Genomic DNA, 23712 nt, shown 5'->3' with positions numbered 1-23712 from the left:
CCTCGTAGCGGCGGTCGGTGAGCTTGCCGTCGATCCACAGGTACCGGTGGGAGCGGTGCAGCCGCCCGGGGCTGACCAGTTCGACGCGCACACCGGTGGTGATCAGCGTCTCCAGGTTGCCGGCCATGCTGTGGTGGGACAGCGTGTTCACGACGTTCAGTGTGTTCTGCAACGCCATCCGGTAGTGCTCGCGGCTGTTCCACCGGGAACTGCCGACGCCGCCGAAGTCCTCCAACGGCGCGATCATCTCGGGGTACTTATCGGCGGCGGCCTCCAGCACCCGCTGCGTGAACTCCTGGAGGAGGCCGGGCCGTGGCGGGACCGGGGGCGGGACCTCCCGCTCCTGCGACTCCCTGCGGCGCTCCTCCTGCTCACGCTCCTGGTGCTGCTCCGGTGTCCCCTGCTCCTGCTCCGGTGTCCCCTGGTGCTGCTCCGGGAGGCCCTCCCGTACCGGCTCGTCCTGCGGAGGCCCTTCCCGCGTCGGCTCCTCCTGTACCGGCTCCTCCCGCGTCGCCTCCCGCTGCTGCGGCTCCGCCTCGTGGACGAACGCCTCCGGGCGGCTCATGCCGAGCACGCTCGGGTGGTCCTTCGTCAAGTACACGGGGGCGAAGGGCTCGTTGTCCTTGCGCGAGGTGAGCGCCGTGCCGTCGTCCCAGCCGGCGAGGCGGCGCGCCTCGGTGGTGGTCATCCGGTCGAGGCTCCACGTCGTGAACGGTGTCGACGTCGTGTCGCCCGTGCGCCGTACGTACACCGTCTTGTGCACGAGGTACAGGTGGGTCGGCACCTTCTTGGCCTGCCCGACGAACTTCTTGTTCGCCGTACCGCCGAACACCGTGCCGTGCAGCGTCGAGCGGGCATAGCGCCCGAAGACACCGGCCATCGCGCGCAGTCCGGCCGCCGGGCCGAAGAAGGACGACACGTCGGCGCTCGGGCCGACGCTGGCGCTCAGTTCCTGCGTGTAGGTCTTCGAGAGAGTCCGTTCGTTCCTGACCGCCTGCTGGACGGTCATACGCATCTCGGCGGCCGTCGTCTCCGTCAGCAGCGTCGCCTTGCCGGGGACCACCCGGTCCACCACGAAGGCGCCCATCGGGGAGCGGTCCTCGTCCTCCCGCGTCAACTGCCGTGTCGTGACGAGGCCGTGCGAGAGGCGGTCGGCCATGCGGTGGAAGTTCTCCGTCGTGAAGAACCCGGAGATCTCATCGTGCGCCGACGTGCCGGGCCGGGCGTACGCGCGCTTCAGCGCCCAGTCCCTGATCTCCTTCACCGGCCCGAAGCCCTCGGTGTGCACGAGGCGGTAGCCGGCGTCCGGGTCGATGGTCATCTCGCGCGGTGCCTGGCCACTGCCGGCCGTGGAGGCGCCGGTCCTGGTCTCGCTCGACGAGAGCCGCACGGTCAGGCCGTTGCGCACACCGAAAGTGAAGTGGGTCGTGTCGGCGTGACGTGCGAGCCCCGGGTGGGAGGAGAGCGGCCCGCCTTCGAGGCGCACCTCGTACTGCACGTCGTCGAGGTGCAGGTTCGACGTGTCACCCATGCGCGTCTCGGCCTGGCTGAGCGTCTGGTTCTGCATCGCGTAGTCGTACGTACGCGCGTAACCGAGGCCGCCGCCGACCCGCCCGTACGCGGCGATGCCGGAGGCCGGGCCGAGCGAGAAGCCCGGGGCGAAGCGCAGCCCGGTGGACTGCACCGCGCCCGCGCCGGTGGTGACCTGGCTGCGCTGCACCGAGTCGAACTTGAACGGCGAGCCGAAGGAGTCGTCGAACCGCTCCCACGCGTTGTGCGGGCGCGTGGTGACCCGGAGGTAACGGGTCTGCCCCGAGGCGTTCTTGAACGCCGGCGAGCGGTAGCCCTCGCCGTGGAACTGCCACGGCGTGTCACGCAGCGCCCGGCGCAGGTCCGCGAGCGCCTCCGCCTGGCCCTCGGGGCCGTACTGCGACAGTCCCGCGCGGTGGCGGATCTCCGTCACCACCTGGCTGACGGCGCGCAGGGTCACCCGGCTCTCGCCGTACGTCCCGGAACGGCCGGAGTCCGTGCCGTCGCCGGTGATGTACGTGGGCAGGTGGGTGCCGTCGTCGAACGTGACGACGCGGCCGTTGCGGGGCGGCGGCACCATGGTCCGGTCGAGGTGGGGCCTACGGTACGTGTCGAGGCTGGTCTCGACGGTGGTGTGGCGCGGCATCGTGAACGGGGTGCGGGTGGACGTGGCACTGCGGGTGCCCGCCGTGTGCGCCTCGCCGGGAACCGTGCCGTCCGCGAAGTGCACCCGGGGACGGGGCGGCGCCTCGGTCGTCGTCACCGAGGTCGTGTCGTGAGTCGTGTCCTGTGTCGTGTCGTGGGGCGGCTCGACCGTGCTTTCCTGGCCGTGGGAAGCCGAAGTCGAGGCCGTCGTTGTCGACGGCGGCGCCGTTGTTGTCGTCGTTGTCGTCGTTGTCGTCTGGTCCTGCAGGGCGTCGTACGCGGAGGCCGTGTCGTCCAGGTCGGCGGTACCCGTGCCCCGCGACTCCTCGACCGGCGGCAGCGTGTCCTGCCCGCGCTGCACGACGGCGCGGATCCCGGACGCCGACGCACCCGGGTCCTCGGCGTGGGCGACGGCCCCGGCCTCCAGCACGGTGTTCCAGTGCTCAGGCGTCTGCGTCACGTCGTCGGGCAGCCCCAGCACGTCCCGGGTGATCTGCCGCAGGACGTCCGCGTTCATCCGGCCGCCGGTGTGCAGGGCGGGCAGCCCTTCGGTGCCGGGGTTCCAGCGCAGCCTGTCCAGGGCGGCCAGACCCCGCAACGCCGCCTCGTGTGCGGCGCTGCTCTCGATGTCGGTGCCGAACGTGCCGCGCAGGGTCCGCACGTACTGCAGGGTCCTGGTCGTCGTCCAGGGGTCTGCCGGGCCCTCGTCGTCGTGCAGCCCGGCGACCCGCGCGAGGTGATCGAGCGTGGCACCGGACGGCTCGGGCGTGAAGGTCCTCCAGGCTCCGGGATTGTTGGCCGCGTCAGCGAAGAGGACGGCCTGCGGGACGCCATGACGGTCACGCACCGTGCCGGAGGGCGTGGTGGGCGCGTGCACGACCCGGCCGGTCACGTTCGCGACGTGCTGGGCGACGGAGAGCCCCCCGTACGCCGGATCGGTGCCGGTGGTGCACGACAGCAACACCAGGGGACGGTCTTCGGGCCCCAGCGAAGCCGCGTTGCGGACGAGGTAACGCCCCAGCTCACGGCCACTGACCCGGACGACGCGGCCGTCGCCGAGGACGAGTTGGACGTGGTTCGAGGCACCGTGGGCGGCGAAGAAGGACACGTCCGTGCTCTGCCACGGGACGGACTGCCGGGCTCCCATGAACCGGCCCCGGCCCGCGGCGCCGAGGGCGGTGTGCCCCCGGAAGGTCTGCTGCGCGAGCAGGACGGGCAGGCGGTCCGCTCGGCTCGCCCAGTCCTCGGGCCGGTAGGTGCCGAGGCCCTGCGAGGGGTGCCCCTCCCCCTGCGACAGCGGGTCCACACTCAGCTGGGTGTCCGGCGCGGCGGTGTCCTGAAGGGTCTGTACGGCCGTACCGCGATGCTGCTCCGCGTTCCAGTCGGACAGTCCGGGCCGGCTGGAGCGTCCCGCGCCACCGGCGGTCTCCCGCTGCGTGGAGTCGGCCGGCCCGGGCCGGGTGACGGCGGCCTCCTCGTCGCCGTCCGTGACCGGGTCCCCACTGCCCCTGGTGGTCGTGTCCTCGCCGCCGTCGGCGGCCGGGGCCTCGACGACGTCGGTCGCCGCAGCGGGCGGTTCCGAGGACACCGTCGTACGGTCCTCGACGGCGGGACGCGGCGGCGGGGGAAGCATTTCCTTGCTCACGCTCGATCCGCCGAGCATTCCGGCGGCCACCCGTCCCGCCAGAAGCTTGTAGTCGGCGGCGACGTCCGGTTCGGTCTTGAGCGGCGGGACGTGCGCGTGCAGATCACTCAGCGCGGTCTCATCCAGCATCCACTGCCGGTACTCGTTGTAGACCGTCGCGATGTCCTGCCGCACCCGCACACTGCCACTGCGACCCGGTACACCCAGAAGACGATCATCATTCGTCGCCGCGATCGACGCCACATCCATGAGATACGAATCCAGGACATCCGTCACATCACGGAACGTCGGACCCGCCGACGCCCGCGCCTGCCCCAACACCACACGCGCCATATCGACAACAGCCCGCCGATACACCTCATACCGCGCATTACCCCGGATCGCACCCAGCACGTGATCCGACTGCTTCGCCAACGACGCGTTCATACTCCGCTCCGGCAACCCCGGAACCCGCATCGGCATGTCACGGAACATCTCGTCCTCGGCCTGCACATCATGGCGAACACTCGCCATCGGATGCACTCCGAACTCGTGCGCGAGCATGCCCGCCACATAGCCGATCGTGTACTTCTCGAAGTAGTAGGCGGCGAGTTGGACCTGGTACCCGCCCTGCCCGTCCGACCGCACCTCGGCCGGCGACTCCAGCGCCCGGTTCTCCAGGATGATCCTCGCCTGCCCCGTACCGAGGAAGTCCGTGATGCCCTGGTGTGACGACAGGAGATCCAGCACCTGCGCGGCCTTCTCCACGAACTCCGGCTTCGCCGACGACAGGTTCGCGAAGTGGATACGCCCGGACGACATCATGACCGGCGGGGCGGGCTTCAGCCAGTTGTCGAGCAGCCCGGCGCCCCGCAGACGGCCCGGTTCATGGCCCACCTTCAAAGCCGCGATGTCCTGTGCGATCTGGCGTGTCGTGCGCTGCACGGTCGCACCGCGCTCCACCAGCTGCCGATGCAGGTCGGCGACCTCCTCAGCCGAAATCTGCTCCCGGCCCTGCTCCTCCCCCAGGAGGCCTCGGACCTCGTGCAGCAGCGCGACGTCCGGCGCCAGCTCGTGGCTGCCATCGGTGCGGGTCGACTCGCTGTCGTCCGACCGGGTCACCGTCGGCGTCCGCTCCCGGCCAACCGCCCCCCTGGTGCCCGGCTCGCCGCTGAACGGGTCGTGCGCCGCGTCGAGTTCGCGTGCCTGACGGCGCAGCTCGGCCTGGCCCAGGGCCTCTTCGGCGGTGCGCAGCCGCTGGAGCGCCGCATGAGCCCGTCCGTGCAACGCGTCGGCGGAGGTGCCGATGCCGTGCGCGTCCAGCTGCTCCGCCGCGGCGACGTCCTCCTGGGCCCGCGCGAGGTTGCGCAGTGCGTCGCCGTACTCCTCGTGCGGACCTTCCAGTTCGTCGGGATCGTGGCCCTCGGAGAGTGCCGTGCGCTGCTGCGGCCGGTCCTGGTCGTCCTGCCCGGCGCCGTCCCGCTCCTTGCCCTTGTCGTGGGCGGCGTCGTGGACGTCGTCGTCCTGTGTCGCGGTCTCGTTGGCCCGCCGCTCCTGCGGCTCCCGCAGTTCGTGCGGGTCCTGCTGCCCGTGCGGGTCCTGCTGCTCGTGCGGGTCCTGCTGCTCAAGCCGGGTGGAGTCCACCGGCGGGTGCTCGGTGGTCGACTCCACCGGAACCGCCTCCACCGGAGCCGACTCCGTGGCGGGCCGGTCCACGACGAGGGGACGCGACGGCGGGTCGAGCATCTCCTTGCTCACGCTGTAACCACTGAGGAGCTTGGCGGTCGCCACCTGCTTCAACAGCACCTTGTAGTCGGCGGCGACGTCCGGTTCGGTCTTGAGCGGCGGGACGTGCGCGTGCAGATCACTCAGCGCGGTCTCGTCCAGCATCCACTGCCGGTACTCGTTGTAGACCGTCGCGATGTCCTGCCGCACCCGCACGCTGCCATTACGACCCGGCACACCCAGAAGACGATCATCATTGGTCGCCGCGATCGACGCCACATCCATGAGATACGAATCCAGGACATCCGTCACATCACGGAACGTCGGACCCGCCGACGCCCGCGCCTGCCCCAACACCACACGCGCCATATCGACAACAGCCCGCCGATACACCTCATACCGCGCGTTACCCCTGATCGCACCCAGCACGTGATCCGACTGCTTCGCCAACGACGCGTTCATGCTCCGCTCCGGCAACCCCGGAACCCGCATCGGCATGTCACGGAACATCTCGTCCTCGGCCTGCACATCATGGCGAACACTCGCCATCGGATGCACACCGAACTCATGGGCCAGCATCCCCGCCACATACCCGATGCTGTAGTTCTCGAAGTAGTACGCCGCCAGTTGGACCTGATACCCGCCCTGCCCGTCCGACCGCACCTCGGCCGGCGACTCCAGCGCCCGGTTCTCCAGGATGATCCTCGCCCGTCCGGTGCCCAGGAAGTCCGTGATGCCCTGGTGCGACGACAGGAGATCCAGCACCTGCGCGGCCTTCTCCACGAACTCCGGCTTCGCCGACGACAGGTTCGCGAAGTAGAAGTGCCCCGACGACATCATGACGGCCGGCGCGGCCGTGAACCATCCGCCGGCGCGCAGACGGGGCGGCTCCTGACCCAACGCCAACGCGGCCACGTCCTGCGCGATCTGGCGTGTCGTGCGCTGCACGGTCGCACCGCGCTCCACCAGCTGCCGATGCAGGTCGGCAACCTCCTCAGCCGAAATCTGCTCCCGGTCCGGGACATCGGCCAGGACACTGCGCACCTCGTGCAGCAGCGCGACGTCCGGCGGCAGCTCGTGCACGGCGCCCGAGCCGTGCGCACTGTCGCCGTCCGCCGTCAGAGGCCTCTCGGAAGGTTCGGAATGCCCGTGAAGGGACTCCCCCGGGGTGATCAAGCCGAGCTGCCGACCGAGATCACTCAGCCGCCGCAGCCGCTCCGTGTCATCCATCGTGCGGCCGGTGGGTGCGGCCGTCGAACCGTCCCAGCGTTCCGTCGGCTGCCACGGCTGCCGCGTACCCAACGACTCCAGGCCACCGCTCGGCCCCTGCCGGGTGATGTCACCGAGCCCCGCCCGCCGGTGGGCCGCCAGAGTCCGCTGCGGGGCGGGAGTGTGCAAAGCCGCCGAGACGAGGGAATCGCCGGACTGCTTCCAGGAGTACTCCGTCAGAACATTCCGCAGATCAGCGGCGTCCTGCCACCTCTCGTCAATATGATCATGCAGATCACCGATCGCCTGCGCCCACGAATCAACCCGACTCTGCTCATTATCCGGATCACCCACCTCGAAGAGCGAATCCACCACACTCTTCTGACCCGCCGGATACCGGCCGAAGAAGTCGGCCGCGCCACTCTCCTTGTTCACCAGAACCGGAATACCACGACCCGCCGCCTCCGTGGCCACCAGACCGAACCCCTCATGGAGGGACGGCATGATGACCGCGTCGGTGTTCTCACGGTCATGGTTGAGTTCAGCCGCACTCGTCGTGAACGGCTTCAACGTCACCGCACCCGGCGCATGCTCATCGACCCGCTTCTGCCACTGTGCGTGCTCGGCCGTCCCCACGTCCGGGGCACCGCGCACCGTCAGGTGGACGTGGTAACCCTGCGCCTGCAACTGACCGATCGCCTTGATCGCCGGAGTGACACCCTTGATCACGTCGTCCGCCCGGCCAGGCAACAGCAACTGCACCGCCCCGGACGGATGGGGCTTGCGTGTGACCAGGTCACCCAACTCCGAGCCCGGCACGAAATCATGCAGCGCCGGAACCTTCAAGACCTGCTCGGACAGCCGCCCCGCCTCATCGGACAGGAGCTTCCCGACACCGACCACCACATCGGCATCAGCCATCGCCCTGCGCTCGACCGTCGCCTTCGCGCTGCCCTTCTCCGGCTGATCCTTGATCCGGTCCAACCGCACCGGACTCGTATGCAGGAAATGAGCAACCCGCGCGTCCGGATAATGCAAGTCACGAATCTTCGAAGCCGCAGGACCCGAAAAACGCGAATGACCGATGATCAAGTCGTAAGCGTTCGGACCGGTCTTCAACCCGTAACTGTCCGGATCACTCTCCACAAGCGCGTTGAGGGCGTCCCGGCTCTCCTTGAAGTCGGAGTTCGGCACATTGACGATCGTGGCGCCGCCATGCTCCTCGGTCCTTGCCGTCAGGTCATAGTTCTCGGCAGGATCCACGGTCAGCATGGTGACGTCATGGGACTCAGAAAGTCCCCTGACCATCTCCATGTTGAACACCGGAACACCACCGAGGCCACGCCCGCTCACATCCGACAACACCAGGATGCGCGCCCGCGGCCCACCGACCAGTCCCGACCCCAAATCGCCAAGCCCGAGATCGACCGTGCCGATCGAGTCATCGGAGGAGTCATGCGCGGTGTCGTGAGAGGGGGCGAGTGAGGAGTCGGCGACGGCATCCGTCGTGACGTCGTCGTTCGTGTCGTCCGACTCCTGGCCGCCCCGCGACTGCTGACGGTCTCCGCCCCCGTGAAGGGACTCGCCCGGAGTGACCAGGCCGAGCCGGCGGCCGAGATCGCTCAGTCGCCGCAGCCGCTCCTCGTCACTCATGGTGTGGCCGGTGGGCGCGGCGGTCGAGCCGTCCCACCGCTCTGTCGGCTGCCACGGCTCGCGCTGGCTGAGAGTCTCCAGGCTGCCGCCCGGCCCCTGCCGGGTGACGTCACCGAGGCCGGCACGCTGATGCGGGTCCAGATTGCGTTGCGGGTCGGGAGTATGCAACGCCGCCGAGACGAGGGAATCGCCGGACTGCTTCCAGGAGTAGTCGGTCAGAACATTCCGCAGATCCGCCGCGTCCTGCCACCTCTCGTCAATGTGGTCGTGGAGATCACCGATCGCCTGCGCCCAGGAATCAACCCGGCTCTGCTCATTTGCCGGATCACCCACCTCGAAGAGGGAATCCACCACACTCTTCTGACCCGCCGGATACCGGGCGAAGAAGTTCGCGGCACCACTTTCCTTGTTGACCAGAACCGGAATTCCACGACCCGCGGCCTCCGTCGCCACCAGACCGAACCCCTCATGGAGGGACGGCATGATGACCGCGTCGGTGTTCTCACGGTCGTTGTTGAGTTCCGCCGCGCTCGTCGTGAACGGCTTCAACGTCACCGCACCCGGCGCATGCTGATCGACCAGGCTCTGCCACTGAGCGTGCTCGGGGGTCCCCAGGTCCGGAGCACCACGCACCGTCAAATGAACCTTGACGCCCTGGGCCTGCAACTGACCGATCGCCTTGATCGCCGGCGTGACACCCTTGATCACATCACTCGCCCGACCCGGCAACAGCAACTGCACCGCCCCCGACGGATGGGGCTTGCGTGTGACCAGGTCACCCAACTCCGAACCCGGCACGAACTCATGCAGCGCCGGAACCTTCAAGATCTGCTCGGACAGCCGCCCCGCCTCATCCGAGAGCAGCTTCCCGACACCGACCACCACATCGGCGTCAGCCATCGCCTTACGCTCGACGGTCGCCTTCGCACTGCCCTTCTCCGGCTGATCCTTGATCCGGTCCAACCGCACCGGACTCGTATGCAGGAAATGAGCAACCCGCGCGTCCGGATAATGCAAGTCACGAATCTTGGACGCCGCAGGACCCGAAAAGCGCGAATGGCCGATGATGAGATCGTAAGAATCCGGACCCGACTTCAACCCATACGTATGGGGATCGTTCTCCACCAGGGCATTGAGTGCGTCCCGACTCTCCTTGAAATCGGGATTCGGGACATTGACGATCGTCGCCCCACCATGCTCCTCAGCCTTCGCCATCGGATCGTAATTCTTGTCCGGATCCACCGTCAGCATGGTGACGTCATGAGACCCCGCAAGGCCCTTCACCATCTCCATATTGAACACCGGGACGCCACCAAGACCCAGACCACTCACATCCGACAGCACCAGAATCCGCGCCCGGGGGCCAGTGACCAGCCCCGACCCCAAGTCGGTGTCGATGGCAATGTCCGTGGAAGGGTCCGCCACGGCATCCGTCGTGAAGTCATCGTCATCCACCGTGTGGTGGCCCACATCGGTCGACGAATCCGCCACCGCATCCATCGTGAAGTCGTCATCCGACTCCTCGTCGTCCCGGAACTGCTGATGGTCGCCACTGCCCGTACGTGTCGTTTCCGCCGCGTTGGAGGAGCCCCCATGGAGAGACTCACCCTGCGTGATGAGCCCAAGCCGTCGACCGAGATCGCTCAGTCGCCGCAGCCGCTCCTCGTCGCCCATCGTGTGGCCGGTGGGCGCGGCAGTGGAGCCGTCCCACCGCTCTGTCGGCTGCCACGGCTCGCGCTGACCGAGAGTCTCCAGACTGCCGCCCGGCCCCTGCCGGGTGACGTCACCAAAGCCGGCCCGCTGATGCGGATCAAGATTCCGCTGCGGGTCGGGAGTATGCAACGCCGCCGAGACGAGCGAATCCCCGGACTGCTTCCAGGAATAGTCCGTCAGGACCTTCCGCAGATCAGCAGCATCCTGCCACCGCTCATCAATATGGTCGTGCAGATCACCGATCGCCTGCGCCCACGAATCAACCCGACTCTGCTCATTATCCGGGTTACCCACCTCGAACAGCGAATCCACGACACTGTTCTGACCCTCCGGGTAGCGGGCGAAGAAATCAGCCGCGCCACTCTCCTTGTTCACCAGAACCGGAATTCCACGGCCCGCCGCCTCCGTCGCCACCAGACCGAACCCCTCATGCAGGGACGGCATGATCACGGCATCCGTGTTCTCACGGTCATGGTTGAGTTCCGCCGCACTCGTCGTGAACGGCTTCAACGTCACCGCACCCGGCGCATGCTGATCAACGAGAGTCTGCCACTGCGCGTGCTCGGGGGTCCCGAGATCCGGAGCGCCGCGCACGGTGAGGTGGACCTTGACACCCTGGGCCTGCAACTGACCGATCGCCTTGATCGCCGGCGTGACACCCTTGATCACATCACTCGCCCGACCCGGCAACAGCAACTGCACCGCCCCCGACGGATGGGGCTTGCGTGTGACCAGGTCACCCAACTCCGAACCCGGCACGAACTCATGCAGCGCCGGGACCTTCAAGATCTGCTCGGACAGCCGCCCCGCCTCATCGGACAGGAGCTTCCCGACACCGACCACGACATCGGCGTCAGCCATCGCCTTACGCTCGACGGTCGCCTTCGCACTGCCCTTCTCCGGCTGATCCTTGATCCGGTCCAACCGCACCGGACTCGTATGCAGGAAATGAGCAACCCGCGCGTCCGGATAATGCAAGTCACGAATCTTCGAAGCCGCAGGACCCGAAAAACGCGAATGACCGATGATCAAGTCGTAAGCGTTCGGACCGGTCTTCAACCCGTAACTGTCCGGATCACTCTCCACAAGCGCATTGAGGGCGTCCCGGCTCTCCTTGAAATCGGGATTCGGGACATTGACGATCGTCGCCCCGCCATGCTCCTCGGTCTTCGCCACCGGATCGTAGTTCTTGTCCGGATCCACCGTCAGCATGGTGACGTCATGAGACCCCGCAAGGCCCTTGACCATCTCCATGTTGAACACCGGAACACCACCAAGACCCAGACCACTCACATCCGACAACACCAGAATCCGCGCCCGCGGACCAACGGCCAATGTCGACCCCGAGTCGGTGTCGATGGCAATGTCCGTGGAAGGGTCCGCCACGGCATCCGTCGTGAAGTCATCGTCATCCACCGTGTGGTGGCCCACATCGGTCGACGAATCCGCCACCGCATCCATCGTGAAGTCGTCATCCGACTCCTCGTCGTCCTGGAACTGCCGATGGTCGCCACCGTCGGTCCGAGTTGTGTCCGCCGGGTTGGCACCGCCGTGGAGAGACTCGCCCCGGGGGATCAGGCCGAGGTTCCGGCCCAGGTCACTCAGTCGCCGCAGCCGCTCCTCGTCGCCCATCGTGTGGCCGGTGGGTGCGGCGGTCGAACCGTCCCAGCGCTCTGTCGGCTGCCACGGCTCGCGCTGACTGAGGGTCTCCAGACTGCCGCCCGGCCCCTGCCGGGTGACGTCACCAAAGCCGGCCCGCTGATGCGGATCAAGATTCCGCTGCGGGTCGGGAGTATGCAACGCCGCCGAGACGAGCGAATCCCCGGACTGCTTCCAGGAATAGTCCGTCAGGACCTTCCGCAGATCAGCAGCATCCTGCCACCGCTCATCAATATGGTCGTGCAGATCACCGATCGCCTGCGCCCACGAATCAACCCGACTCTGCTCATTATCCGGGTTACCCACCTCGAACAGCGAATCCACGACACTGTTCTGACCCTCCGGGTAGCGGGCGAAGAAATCAGCCGCGCCACTCTCCTTGTTCACCAGAACCGGAATACCACGGCCCGCCGCCTCCGTCGCCACCAGACCGAACCCCTCATGCAGGGACGGCATGATCACGGCATCCGTGTTCTCACGGTCATGGTTGAGTTCAGCCGCACTCGTCGTGAACGGCTTCAACGTCACCGCACCCGGCGCATGCTGATCAACGAGAGTCTGCCACTGCGCGTGCTCGGGGGTCCCGAGATCCGGAGCACCACGCACGGTGAGGTGGACGTTGTAACCCTGCGACTGCAACTGACCGATCGCCTTGATCGCCGGCGTCACACCCTTGATCACATCACTCGCCCGACCGGGCAACAGCAGATGCACCTTCCCCGACGGATCCGGATTGCGCGTGACCAGATCGCCCAACTCCGAGCCCGGCACGAACTCGTGCAGGCCCGGAACCTTCAGGATCTGCTCCGACAGCCGACCCGCCTCATCCGAGAGAAGCTTGCCCACTCCCACGACAAGGTCCGCGTCCGCCATCGCCTTACGCTCGACGGTCGCCTTCGCACTGCCCTTCTCCGGCTGATCCTTGATCCGGTCCAACCGCACCGGACTCGTATGCAGGAAATGAGCAACCCGCGCATCCGGATAATGCAAGTCACGAATCTTCGAAGCCGCAGGACCCGAAAAACGCGAATGACCGATGATGAGATCGTAAGAATCCGGACCCGACTTCAGACCATACGTATGAGGATCGTTCTCCACCAGGGCATTGAGCGCGTCCCGACTCTCCTTGAAATCGGGATTCGGGACATTGACGATCGTCGCCCCGCCATGCTCCTCGGTCTTCGCCACCGGATCGTAATTCTTGTCCGGATCCACCGTCAGCATGGTGACGTCATGAGACCCCGCAAGGCCCTTGACCATCTCCATGTTGAACACCGGAACACCACCAAGACCCAGACCACTCACATCCGACAACACCAGAATCCGCGCCCGCGGACCGACAACCAGGCCCGGACCCGACTCGGTGTCGATAGTGATGTCCGATGACGGATCAGCCACGGCATCCGTCGTGAAGTCATCATCGTCCGCCAGGTGGTGACCCACATCGGTCGACGAATCCGCCACCGCATCCATGGTGATGTCGTCGTCGTCCGACACCACGCTGTCCTGGGAGTGCAAGTGGTCCCCGCCGGCGCCCAGCGACTCGCCCCGGGGGATCAGGCCGAGGTTCCGGCCCAGGTCACTCAGTCGCCGCAGCCGCTCCTCGTCGCCCATCGTGTGGCCGGTAGGTGCGGCGGTCGAGCCGTCCCACCGCTCCGTCGGCTGCCACGGCTCGCGCTGGCTGAGAGTCTCCAGGCTGCCGCCCGGACCCTGCCGGGTGACGTCACCAAAGCCGGCCCGCTGATGCGGATCAAGATTCCGCTGCGGGTCCGGGGTGTGCAACGCCGCGGAGACGAGCGAATCCCCGGACTGCTTCCAGGAATAGTCCGTCAGGACCTTCCGCAGATCAGCGGCATCCTGCCACCGCTCGTCAATATGGTCGTGCAGATCACCGATCGCCTGCGCCCACGAATCAACCCGGCTCTGCTCATTATCCGGGTTACCGACCTCGAAGAGTGAGTCCACGACACTGTTCTGACCCTCGGGGTAGCGGGCGAAGAAATCAGCCGCGCCACTCTCCTTGTTCACCAAAACGGGAATACCACGACCCGCGGCCTCCGTCGCCACCAGACCGAATCCCTCATGCAGGGACGGCATGATGACCGCATCCGTGTTCTCACGGTCGTTGTTGAGTTCCGCCGCACTCGTCGTGAACGGCTTCAACGTCACCGCACCCGGCGCATGCTGATCAACCAGAGTCTGCCACTGCGCGTGCTCAGCAGTCCCGAGATCCGGAGCACCACGCACCGTCAAATGAACCTTGACGCCCTGGGCCTGCAACTGACCGATCGCCTTGATCGCCGGCGTCACACCCTTGATCACATCACTCGCCCGACCCGGCAACAACAACTGCACCGCACCGGACGGATGGGGCTTGCGTGTGACCAGATCACCCAACTCCGAACCCGGCACGAACTCATGCAGCGCCGGAACCTTCAAGATCTGCTCCGACAGCCGCCCCGCCTCATCGGACAGGAGCTTGCCGACACCGACCACCACATCGGCATCAGCCATCGCCTTACGCTCGACGGTCGCCTTCGCACTGCCCTTCTCCGGCTGATCCTTGATCCGGTCCAACCGCACCGGACTCGTATGCAGGAAATGAGCAACCCGCGCGTCCGGATAATGCAAGTCACGAATCTTCGAAGCCGCAGGACCCGAAAAACGCGAATGCCCGATGATGAGATCGTAAGAATCCGGACCCGACTTCAACCCATACGTATGGGGATCGTTCTCCACCAGGGCATTGAGCGCGTCCCGACTCTCCTTGAAATCGGGATTCGGGACATTGACGATCGTCGCCCCGCCATGCTCCTCAGCCTTCGCCACCGGATCGTAATTCTTGTCCGGATCCACCGTCAGCATGGTGACGTCATGAGACCCCGCAAGGCCCTTCACCATCTCCATATTGAACACCGGAACGCCACCAAGACCCAGACCACTCACATCCGACAGCACCAGGATCCGCGCCCGGGGGCCAGTGACCAGCCCCGACCCCAGATCGTCGTGGCCGAGACCCAACGTATCGATGGTTTCGTCGGAGGAATCGTGCGTCGTGTGGTGATCGGTGTCGGTCGAGGAGTCAGCCACTGCTTCTGTCGTGGCGTCGTCGTCGTGGGTCGAGGTGTGATCGCCCCGCGTGGAGGTGTCATCGCGCGTCGACGTGTTGTCGTGGGACGACGTGTCGTCGTGGTGTCCCTGGTCGTCCCGGGGGCGCTGGGTGTCGCCCGATCCGTGACCGTCTGTGTCCTCGTGGTCGCCCTGGTCCGTGGTGTGGTCGCCACCGCCGGCCGTCCTGGGTCCCTCCACAGGCTCGGGGCCACTGTGGAGAGACTCGCCGGGAGTGATGAGCCCGAGCCGTCGGCCGAGGTCGCTCAGTCGCCGCAGCCGTTCCTCGTCGCCCATCGTGTGGCCGGTGGGCGCGGCAGTGGAGCCGTCCCATCGCTCCGTCGGCTGCCACGGCTCGCGCTGACTGAGGGTCTCCAGGCTGCCCCCAGGCCCCTGGCGAGTGATGTCACCGAAGCCGGCCCGCTGGTGGGGCTGCAAATTGCGTTGCGGGTCGGGAGTATGCAACGCCGCCGAGACGAGGGAGTCCCCGGACTGCTTCCAGGAGTAGTCGTTCAGGACCTTCCGCAGATCGCCGGCGTCGTTCCACCGCTCATCAATATGGTCGTGCAGATCACCGATCGCCTGAGTCCAGGAATCCACCCGGCTCTGCTCGTTGTCCGGGTTGCCCACTTCGAAGAGTGAGTCCACGACACTGTTCTGACCCTCGGGATACCGGGCGAAGAAATCAGCCGCGCCGCTTTCCTTGTTGACCAGAACCGGAATACCACGGCCCGCCGCCTCCGTCGCCACCAGACCGAACCCCTCATGGAGGGACGGCATGATGACCGCATCCGTGTTCTCACGGTCATGGTTCAACTCGGCGGCACTGGTCGTGAACGGCTTCAACGTCACCGCACCCGGCGCATGCTCATCGACCAGGCTCTGCCACTGCGCGTGCTCGGGGGTCCCCAGGTCCGGAGCGCCGCGCACGGTGAGGTGGACGTTGTAACCCTGCGACTGCAACTGACCGATCGCCTTGATCGCCGGCGTGACCCCCTTGATCACATCACTCGCCCGACCGGGCAACAGCAGATGCACCGTCCCCGACGGATCCGGATTGCGCGTGACCAGATCACCCAACTCCGAACCCGGCACGAACTCGTGCAGGCCCGGAACCTTCAGGATCTGCTCCGACAGCCGCCCCGCCTCGTCCGAGAGAAGCTTGCCCACGCCCACGACAAGGTCCGCGTCCGCCATCGCCTTGCGCTCGACGGTCGCCTTCGCACTGCCCTTCTCCGGCTGATCCTTGATCCGGTCCAACCGCACCGGACTCGTATGCAGGAAATGCACCACCCGCGCATCCGGATAATGCAGATCACGAATCTTCGAAGCCGCAGGACCCGAAAAACGCGAATGACCGATCACCAGGTCGTAGGAATCCGGACCTGTCTTCAAGCCGTACGTATGGGGATCGTTCTCCACCAGGGCGTTGAGCGCGTCCCGGCTCTCCTTGAAATCGGGATTCGGGACATTGACGATCGTCGCCCCACCATGCTCCTCGGTCTTCGCCACCGGATCGTAGTTCTTGTCCGGATCCACCGTCAGCATGGTGACGTCATGAGACCCCGCAAGGCCCTTCACCATCTCCATGTTGAAGACCGGAACGCCACCAAGACCCAGACCGCTCACATCCGACAACACCAGGATCCGCGCCCGGGGGCCAGTGACCAGCCCCGACCCCAGGTCGTCGTGGCCGAGACCCAACGTATCGATGGTCTCGTCGGAGGAATCGTGCGTCGTGTGGTGATCGGTATCGAGTGAGGTGTCGGCAACCGACTCGGTCGTGACGTCGTTCTCATGGGTCGACGTGTGGTCCTGGACCACCGTGTCGTCGTGCGTGGTCGTGTCGTCGTGCGTGGTCGTGTCGTCGTGCGTCGTGACGTCGTCATGCGTCGTGACGTCGTCATGCGTCGTGACGTCGTCATGCGTCGTGACGTCGTCATGCTGAACCGACGGGTCCTCGTGGACGGTCTCGTCGTCGTCCTGTGCGGGATGCGCCTCGTCCTCCGAGACGCTCTCCTCGTCGGACACGTCCTCGTGGTCCGAGGTCCCCGGCCGGTCGCGATCGCCGCCACTGCCCTGGTCGTCCCGGCCACCGCCGCCTTGATGGTCGCCGCCCTGCTGGTCACCCGAGCGGTCCTGGTCACCGGACTCACGGCCCCCGCCCGGCTCCTGGCTCTCGTGCGGCTCCTGGTGGCCGCCGGACGTCTGGTTGCCGTCGGCGGTGTTCTCGTGGTCGCCCTGGTCGGTCGTCTCTTCCTGGCCGCCGTGCTGCGTCCCGGAGCTCTGGCTTGTGCCGGGCGTCTCGTGGTCGCCGGAGGTGGACGTGCCGGGGGCGGGGGTCTCGTGCGTGGTCTCGTCGGAGTTCGCCTGGATCGCCGCGCGCAGGTCGTCCAGGTCCCTCACGTTCGGTACGGGGTGCAGCGTGATGTCGTCGGTGTCGTCCCGCGTGTCCTCGTCCGTGCGGGGACGCTCCTGCTGGAGTGTCTCCGAGCCCGGCTGTGCCGTGTGGGGGGCGGGGTGCTGCTGCGTCGACGGGCCGTTGCCGTGCCCGGACCGTACGTCCTGCGGACCTGTGCGCACGTCGTCCGGGGCGCTGCGTACGTCGTCGTGACCGGTCCCCGGGCTCTCGTTCGACGAGGAGTTGTCGTGGGCCGCCACGGGTTCCGGACGCGTCGTGCCGTCCGTGTCACCGGTGTGTTCCTCGCTGCCGTGGGTCGTCGACGGGGCCGCGAGATGATCGACGCCGGGCAGGTTCGGGAGGTCGTGCGGAACCGACGGCAGGTCGTGCGGAACCGACGGCAGGTCGTGCGGCACGGACGGGAGGTCGAGGTGGTCGCCCGGGGTGGGCAGGGAGTCGAGGAGATCCGCCAGTTCGTCCGGGGAGCGGTTGTCCCCGCCGTTCTCACCCGGCCCCGCCTCGTCGCCGCTGTGCTCTCCCGAGCCGCCGGCCTGGAGGTCGAGGCCCTTGGTGACGATCCTGTCGAGCCGGCCGGTGTCCTCGGGACGGTCGACGCCCTGGCGCAGTTCCTCGTTGAGCGCCCGCATCCGTTCGTCATGGGTGAGGGTGTCGTCCAGCTGCTGCCGTACGTCGTCGATGCGCTGCCCGGTGCGGGCCGCGGACTCGTGGTTGCCCTTGAGCAGGTCCTCGGTGTGCTGGTCGTGCAGCGAGTCGAGCCGGTTGCGCAGTTCCTCGGCCCGTTCCTGGCGGGCGGTCTCCTGGCTCTGCTGGTGCTGTTCCAGCTGCTGGAGGGCCCGCCCGGACTCCTCTTCGGTCTCCGCGTCGTGGGCACGCTGGCGGAGTTCGGCGGCCCTCGCATCGTCCTCGCCGGCGTGCAGGGCGTCGAGGCGCTGCCTCAGCTCCTCCTCGCTGGGGATGTCGCCGCTGTGGCCCTCGTCATCGTGGCCGGTGGACGGGTCGAACTCCTTGAGCCGGTCCAGGCGTTCCTGGAGTGCCTGGTCCTCACGGTGCTCCTGGAGTTCCTGGAGGGCGCGCTCGGACTCCTCCTCGGTCTCGGCGCGGTCCAGCTGCTCCTGGAGTTCCTGGGTGCGTTCGTCCTGGTCGCCGCGGAGCTTCGCCAGCCGGGCCTGGAGGTCCTCGTCCGAGCCGGGGGGATGGCCGGTGCCGCTGTCGTCGCTGTGGTCGCCGGGCGCGTCGTCGGAGTTCAGCCGGTTGATGCGGTCCTGCAACTCCTGCAGCTCGCGGTGCTCTTCGAGCTGGTTCAGCGCACGCTCGGCCTCCTCCTGGGTCGCCGCGTTGGCGAGACGCTGCCGCAGCGCCGCCTCCTCGGAGTCCTCCCCCGAGTGCAGCTGGTCGAGCCGGTCACGCAACGCGGCTGTCTTCAGGAGATCCTGGAGCTCGTTGTGGAGACGGTCCGCGTCGCGCGAACCGGTGGCTTCGGCGATCTCGCGCCGTACGCGTTCGAGGTCGGAGTCGTACGGGCGTGCCGAGTCCTTGCCGGTCAGGACCTCGGCCGGGACGTGCTGCTCGACGTAGTTGGTGTACTCGCGCAGCGTGCTGTCCATCAGGTCCGGGTCGCCGCTGCGGCGCGCGCCGTCGACGGCGTCGACCTTGCTCTGCCAGTCCTCACGGTTCGCGCCCAGATCGCCGAGACGGTCGAAGCCGCCCGCGACGTGGTTGTTGAACGCGTCGATGCGCTGGTTGAGCGCACGCATGTCGATCATCTGCCGGAACTCGGACAGATGGCGGGTCGCGCCGCTCCAGTCGTTCCCCTTGGCCGCGTCCTTGATCGCGGTCGTGTACATGTTGCGCGCGGGCCCCGACATCCCCGCGTCCTTCGCGAGCTGGTCGAGCGCGTCAGCGCGCCGATCCACGGTGGCGCGCGGGGAGACGATGGCCGTGGTGGGCGCCTCGGGCGCGTCGCGGAGGGGGTCGGGGCCGCCGCCGGGGTCGTGGGTGGGTGCGCTGATGCTGTTGAGCGCCTCGGCGAAGTCCGCGTCGGAGCTCTCGGAGGTGGTCGTGTGGGGGTTCGGGGCGTCCGTGTCGTCGTGGGTGGAGATGTCTTCGGGGTGGGACTCGTCCGGCGTCCGGGCGGGGGGCGTCTCCGCGGTGTGTCCCGCCTCCTCCGTCCCGCCGCCGGCGCTCGTGTGACTCGGCCCGTTGGTGTCGGCGGAGCCGTGCGTGCTGGTCGGGCCGTTGCTGCTGGTGGTGGTGGTGGTGTTCGTCGTCTCGTGGGTATCGCTGGGTGTGCTGGTGTCGGTCGTCCCGTGCGTGGTCGCGGGGCCGTCACTGGTGGTGCTGGTGGTGGTGCTGGTGGTGGTGCTGTTCGTCGTCTCGTGCGTATCGCTGGGTGTGCTGGTGTCCGTCGTCCCGTGCGTGGTCGCGGGGCCGTTGCTGCTGGTGTCCGTGGTGCCCGGAGTGTGCGTGTCCGTCGTCACGGGGCGTGGGCCGCCGGCCTGGCCGGTCGCGGCCGGCCGTGCGGGCGAGTTCCCGCCGCTCGCGGGCGGCTGGTGCGTGCCCTGGGCGCCCGTACCCGTACCGGCGCCCGGCCGTACCTGCGTCTGGGGCGCCGGCTGCGCCTGCGCCGGCCCCTGGTTGGAGCCCTGGTTCGTCTGCGTGGGGTCGGTCAGCACCACGGGCTCGGCGCCGTCGTGCGCACCATCGCCGGTGGGGGCCGGTTCGTGGAGGTCGAACGCACCCGGCTCGGTGTGCGGGACGTTCGGGAACGTCAGGTTCTCGTCGCCCCCGTCGTGGGGACCCGAGGCGGCGGACGGACCGCCTGTCGTCAACTGCTCCTGCCCGCCCGGGCCGTTGTCCTGCACCTGGACCGGCACCTGCGTACGCGGCACGTCCTGCGAGCCGCCGGACATGTCACCGCCGTTGGCGGCCGGTTCGTGCACGCCCGGGCTGCCGGGCTGCGTGTGCGGCACGCTCGGCAGCGACAGGTCCTGGTCGCTCCCGCTGTGCCCGCCGCTGTCGGTCACGGGCTCGTGCGGGACCGGAGTGGTGTCGGTGACGGGTGTCCCCGCGCCCGGCGCCGTGTGCGGTACGTCGGGCATCGTCGGCAGGTGCGAACCGGTGTTCTGCGGGCCGCCGGTGCTCTGCGGATCGGCCGTGACGTGCGCGCCGCCCGTGTTCTGTTCACCGCCGGTGTGCTGGACACCGCCCGGGAGCTGCGTGCTCTCCGTGACGGGCTGCTGCGTGTGCGGTACGGAGGTGTCCGTCGTGCCACCGCCGCCCGTGGTCTCCGTCGGGCCCTGGGACGTCGTGGTCACATCGGGCCCGCGGGACGTCGTCACCGTGGGGCCTGAGCCCGGCGCGTGGGCCGGGCCGCCGCCGGTGGTGCCGGTCACGGGGCCCGTCGTCGTACGGCCGCCACCGGTACCGGGCGTACCGCTGACCGTACCCGTGCCGGAGCCGGTCGTGCCGCTGGTTGTCGTGCCGGGGCCCGTGACGGTGCCCGGTCCCTTGAGGGTGGTTTCGAAGCCGGACAGGCCGGTGGTCGCCGGGGGCGGTTCGGTGGCCGTGCGGGTCTCGGTGTGCGGAGTGCCCGTGCCTGTGCCGGAACCCGTCCCTGTGCCGGTGCCGGTGCCGGTGCCCGAGCCGAAGCCCGTGTCCGACGGCGCGTTGCTGTTCGAGGTGTTCGAGGTGTCACTGCCGAACCCGCTGGTCGAGGGCTCGGGCGCACCAGTCGTGTTTCCGCCGCCGACGGTCGCCGGTTCGTGCGTCCCGGCCGTCGAGGTCGACGGCGTGGAGGCCGGTGTGTGCGTGTTGGTCTCCACGGTGACGTCGGCCGGGCCGGAAGACACCGTGTGGGGAAGGCCGTTGGTACCCGCGTTGCTCCCGGATTCGCCTCCCGGGTTCTGGCCGCCTCCGCTCTCCGTGGTCAGGCCGGAGTGGTCGAACGGCGTAGGCACCCCGCCGAGCCCCGGGCCGATAAGTGGTGTGTCGGGGGGCTTGGGGAGGTTCAGGTCGAGGCCGGTGGGGACGTGGACATCGACCGGGTCGACCTCCGTCTTGTCCCCGCCGCCGAACCTGCGCTTACCGCCGCCGCCCAGAGCGCCGATCGCACCCGAGGAGAGCGCGCCGGCCAGCCCTCCCTCGCTGCTGCCGAAGATGCCGTCCATGGCTTCGGTCGTGGTGATGCCGGTGAGGCCGCCGAGCGCCAGCTTCCCGATCAGGCCCGCCTCGAACTTCGGCACGAACGCCGCGGCCCCACCGAAGATGCCACCGCCGATCGCCCCCGAGATGGCCCCGGACTCCAGTGCCTGGAGGGTGTTCTGCGTGCTCCACTTCGTACGGTCGCCCTTGAGCATCTGGATGCTCTGGATCACCGCGTCCATCCCGAGCATCATGCCGACGCCCGTGGCGATCGAGATCAGCAGGCGGCGCAGGATCATCTGCACCGCCACCCGCGCCGCGGTGATCATCACCGGGATGGCCTCCGGCGCGAAGAACGCCCACTGGGCGATCTCGGCCGCCAGCCAGATCAGCTGGGCCAGGATCATGTACTTCGAGTACTCGACCTGGACACCCGTGTTCTTGCCCAGGTCCCCCAACTGCTTGGCCGACGTGGCCATTTCGGGGAGGTTGGCCTGCAACTGCTGGACGAAGTCCTTGAACTCGTCCGCGACCTGCCCACCGACGTTGTTCAGCACACCGGCCGCGGCCGGACTGATCTCGTCCACGATGGAGACGAGCTGCTGTGCGGCCTCGTCCCAGGCGCGGCCGAGTTCGAGCAGCTTGTCCTCGTCGCCCTTCGGCCAGGACTGTCCGACCGCGAGATAGGAGACCCAGCTGAGTGCGGGGGGCAGGTTGACGCTCATGCCTGACCGGGCTCGTCCACGCGGTCGGCGATCCGGACATCCGCCGGCAGCGGTTCGATCGGCATGTCTCGCTCCAGCGGCAGCAGGGGTTGCGCCGGGGTCTCCGGCATGAGGAGGTGCGTCGGGGTCACCGGGGTCTGCGGCTGCCCCGGCGTCTGCGGCAACAGGTGGTGCGCGGGTGTCACCGGCGTCTGCGGCAACAGGTGGTGCGCCGGAGTCACCGGCGTCTGCGGCAACAGGTGGTGCGCGGGAGTCTCGGGCATGAGGTGGTGCGCCGGGGTCGTCGGGATCTGCGGCGTCAGGGGCTGTGCCGGGACCTCCGGCATCAGGCGGTGCGCCGGGATGCTCGGCTCCAGTGCCGAGATGCCCTCGCTCCGCTCTGCCGGGATCGCCGGGATCTGAGGCGTGAGCCGCGAGAACTCACGCGGCTGGTCCGGCACCGTTCCGTCCGGGACGGATCCACTGTCGTGCGAGTACTGCAGCGGCGCCTCGACACGGCTGAACGCCTGCACCGGCTGGGTGGGCACGGCCGGTACCGCCTCGGTCCGTGCGAGCATCTGCGGCTGCTCCTCGCGCAGCATGTGCTGCGGGGTCATGCTCGGCGTGACGGGCTCCGCGGGCACCTCGCGCGACGCCGGAACGTCCTCCACGAACTGGCGCGGCTCCACCGGCGTCGCGGGCGTCACGGGCTCCGCGGGCACTGCCGGTGTCCGCGACATCAACCGGCCCTGCATCATCGGCTGCAGCGGCTCCATCGGCTCACCCGGCGTCGCAGGCACCTCCGCCTCACGCTCCAGCGGCATACTCGACCGCTCGAACTCACGCGGCTCATCCGGGATCGCCGGCGTCCGCGACATCAACCGGCCCTGCATCATCGGCTGCAGCGGCTCCATCGGCTCACCCGGCGTCGCAGGCACCTCCGCCTCACGCTCCAGCGGCATACTCGACCGCTCGAACTCACGCGGCTCATCCGGGATCGCCGGCGTCCGCGACATCAACCGGCCCTGCATCATCGGCTGCAGTGGCTCCATCGGCTCACCCGGCGTCGCGGGCACCTCCGCCTCACGGCGCGTGGCGCGCATCAGGGGACGTTCGACGCCTTCCGGGAGCAGTTCCTCGCCGTTCCTGGAGCGCAACGCCGCCATCCGCTTGGTCGGCTGGAGTGCCTGCGTGCCGTCGCCACCGCCCGACCCGCCACCGCCCGAGCCGCTGCCCGAGATGTCCACGTCGGGGTCGGCGACCTTGAGCTTCTGCAGCGCGAGCATGTTCTCCTGCTCAAGACGGTCGTAGTTCTTGGCCATCGTGTAGATGCCCTCGACCGTGCTGTCGAGCACTTCACCGCTGCTGCTGATGCCCTCGACCAGCTGTTCCTTGGGCTTCGTGTACTGACTGAGGAACTGCTCGCCGTTCTTGTCCTCACCCCAGCACGCGCCCAGGGACTCCAGCTTCCCCTGGAGCTGCGAGCCGATGGACCTGATCCGGCTCGCCAGGTTCTCCACGTCGGGGATCACATGGGACAGGCCCTCGGTGTCCACGGAGAACGAGTTGTTGTCACCCAT

At 68.0% G+C, this 23712-nt stretch carries 2 protein-coding genes (1 of these 2 cut by a window edge); both read right to left on the bottom strand.

Going from position 1 to position 23712, the window contains the following annotated elements:
- On the bottom strand, positions 1–22153 hold the 5' portion of the coding sequence (locus tag OG310_RS19770) for a glycosyltransferase (RefSeq protein ID WP_329457208.1). Its footprint begins 6968 nt before the window's first position; 22153 of the gene's 29121 nt are visible here — the first part of the coding sequence; the start codon lies at positions 22151–22153; its stop codon lies off the left edge, out of view.
- A complete protein-coding gene (locus OG310_RS19765) occupies positions 22150–23712 on the bottom strand; it encodes a WXG100 family type VII secretion target (RefSeq protein ID WP_329457207.1) in 1563 nt (520 codons plus the stop codon). Before OG310_RS19765 ends, OG310_RS19770 begins: the two co-directional genes overlap by 4 nt.

Origin of the sequence: Streptomyces sp. NBC_01497 (genome assembly GCF_036250695.1) — a bacterium.
Lineage (GTDB): Bacteria > Actinomycetota > Actinomycetes > Streptomycetales > Streptomycetaceae > Streptomyces.
This window is presented reverse-complemented; position numbering and strand designations above follow the sequence as displayed.